Origin of the sequence: Anaerorhabdus sp., assembly GCF_036637135.1 — a bacterium.
Lineage (GTDB): Bacteria > Bacillota_I > Bacilli_A > Erysipelotrichales > Erysipelotrichaceae > Anaerorhabdus.
In genome coordinates this window covers 1-2724 of sequence record NZ_JAVWNC010000110.1, presented here as the reverse complement: position 1 = coordinate 2724, position 2724 = coordinate 1, and the positions used below count along the sequence as shown (strand labels likewise).

3 protein-coding genes and 1 other annotated feature are annotated in these 2724 nt (G+C 34.9%); all 3 genes read right to left on the bottom strand.

Features of this window, described 5'->3' with window-relative positions; all coding sequences use genetic code 11:
- A partial coding sequence (locus tag RR643_RS11530; RefSeq protein WP_332483305.1) for a MetQ/NlpA family ABC transporter substrate-binding protein occupies window positions 1-743 on the bottom strand: 743 nt, incomplete at its 3' end.
- 16 nt (window positions 744-759) lie between these two features.
- Window positions 760-1425: a methionine ABC transporter permease gene (locus RR643_RS11525; protein ID WP_332470191.1), complete on the bottom strand. Its 666-nt coding sequence runs from the start codon at window positions 1423-1425 to the stop codon at window positions 760-762.
- Window positions 1422-2438 carry a methionine ABC transporter ATP-binding protein gene (locus RR643_RS11520; protein ID WP_332470190.1) on the bottom strand — a complete coding sequence of 339 codons (1017 nt, stop codon included), beginning with the start codon at window positions 2436-2438 and terminating at the stop codon, window positions 1422-1424. The genes RR643_RS11525 and RR643_RS11520 overlap by 4 nt, the downstream gene beginning before the upstream one ends.
- A 38-nt stretch (window positions 2439-2476) precedes the next feature.
- Window positions 2477-2714, bottom strand: a binding site (T-box leader).
- Between the last annotated feature and the right edge of the window lie 10 nt (window positions 2715-2724).

Sequence of the window (2724 nt, the reverse complement as noted above, 5' to 3'; positions counted from 1 at the left end):
CCTTCTTGTACTGCAACGATGTTTACATAAGGATTTGTAGCATCAGCTTGTTCAAGAATTACTGCATCTGTAGTTGGATTTAATCCAGCTTGAATTGCATAGTTACCATTGATAGCAACTAAATCGCCTTCACCTTGTTCAAATACTGTAGTAAGAAGTTCAGGTTTTACTTCTTGGAATTTTAAGTTTTTAGGATTTTCAGTGATATCTTCAATTGTTGCGTTTTGTGCATCAACACCATCAGCTAAAGTAATAACTCCTGATTTTGCAAGAATTGATAAGATACGTCCATGATCAGCGATAGAGTTAGAAATAATAACTGTTGCACCATCTTTAATTTCATCAACTGATTTTACTGTTTTTGAATAGAATCCAAATGGTTCAATATGAATACCAGCAGCGTTTACAATTTTGTAACCATTTGCTTCAACTTCTCCATCAAAGAAAGGAACATGTTGGAAATAGTTAGCATCTACTTCACCATCATTTAAAGCTTTGTTGAAAATATAGTAGTCATCTAATACTTGAATTTCAAGTTCAATTCCTTTTTCAGCAAGGATTGGTTTTGCGAATTCTAAGATTTTAGCATGTGGGTCTAATGTTGCAGATACAACTAATTTAGTTGTTTCACCTGTTGTAGGTTCAGTTGTTTCTGGTGTTGCTTCTGGTGCTGGTTTGCTTGAACAAGCAGCAAGTCCTAAAACTAGTAATCCAGCGAGTAATGTTTTTAATACTTTCTTCATTTTCTTTTCCTCCGATTTATCGTTTGTCAATTCTCTTGACGATGTGGTCACCAACACCTTGTATTAAGAATACGATGATGATGACAAGTACTGTTGCGATAACAAGTACAACGTTATCTCGTCTAGCAAAGCCATAGAGATACGCAAGATTTCCTAAACCTCCAGCACCAATGGCTCCCGCCATTGCAGTGTATGATACTAGTGAAATCCCTGTAACACAAATGCCTGAAACTAAAGCTGGTAGAGCTTCTGGAATAAGTACTTTTGTGATAATTTCAAGTTTACTTGCTCCCATCGCTTTACTTGCTTCAATTGTTCCTTTATCAACTTCCGTAAATGCAATGACTGCAAGTCTTGCATAAAAGGGAGTCGCCGCAATGACGAGAGATGGTATCGCTGCTTTGGCCCCAAGCATTGTTCCAACTAACATCTTTGTAAACGGTATAACTAAAATCAATATAATAATGAATGGTATCGCACGCAGCACATTAATAATAAAATCTGTACCTGCATTCAATACTTTATTCTTGTATAACCCCTCCGATTGAGTACTGAATAAGAGAACACCAATAATTAATCCAAAGATGACTGATAGAATTAAGGATGTAAAGGTCATGAATAATGTTTCATTTAATGCTACAACAAATTGATCAATATTTATTTTTTGTAATAGTTCTGTCATAGAATATCAACTTTTACTCCTTCCTTTTCTAACAGTTCCACAAACTGTTTATATTCTTCATCACTTCCGTTTGATGCATGGGCATAGATGACGCCCATGGGTCCCACCTGTGAGTGAGTGATATTTGAATTTACGATACTAACTGGTAGTGTTGTTTTACGAATAACCGTTGCGAGTATTGCTTCATTACTAATATCACCAGTAAAGTTCAAACGTAACACTTGTCCATAAGGATATAATTTCTTTAACTCTCTACGTATAACATCAATATTTTTACCTTCTACAGTTTGTACAAATCGTTTTGTAACATCATCTTTTGGATGTTCAAATATTTCTTTCACTGTCCCCAGTTCAACAACTTTACCATCACTCATAACTGCAACTCTATGACAAAGTTTTTGTACAACTTCCATTTGGTGAGTAATCACAATAATTGTAATGTTGTATTGACGATTTATACGATCAAGTAATTCTAAGATTGAATCTGTTGTTTCAGGATCAAGAGCTGATGTAGCTTCATCACAAAGTAGAATACTTGGATTATTCGCAAGTGCTCTTGCGATACCCACTCTTTGTTTTTGCCCTCCTGATAATTCACTAGGATATGCTTTTTCTCTTCCTTCAAGACCCACAAGATTAATTAATTTTTGTACTCGTTCTTTTCTTTCGATTTTTGAAATACCTGCAATTTCCAATGGAAATTCAATATTTTCTTCAACTGTTCTTGACCACAATAAGTTAAAGTGTTGAAAGATCATCCCAATTTTTTGTCTTTTCTTACGAAGTAGTTTCGTACTCAATTGACTAATATCTTCTCCATCAATGATGACTTTACCACTACTTTGTTTTTCTAATTGGTTAATAATTCTAACTAAGGTACTCTTACCTGCACCAGAATAACCAATGATTCCAAAGATTTCACCATCAGCGATTTCTAAGTTTGCACCTCTTACCGCATGAATATCTTCACCTTTAGATGTAAATGTCTTTACAATATCTTGTATTTGAATCATATTCTAGACCTCCTTATATACAAAAAATCCCGTCCCTATACAAGGACGAGATATATATTCCCGTGTTACCACCTTTATTCGTAATTACCTCACAGTAATTACCTTATCAAGTACAACTATACTTTATCACGTTAACGGGTGAATCCGTCATAGCCTAAGTTTCCCTCGGTATGCAACTCCAAGACCATTTTCATCTCAACTTCCATTATCCCTTTTCAGCTACCAGGACTCTCTAAGAATTTAGGTTGACATTACTTTTCTCTTCAATGTCTTTAACAGTACTTTA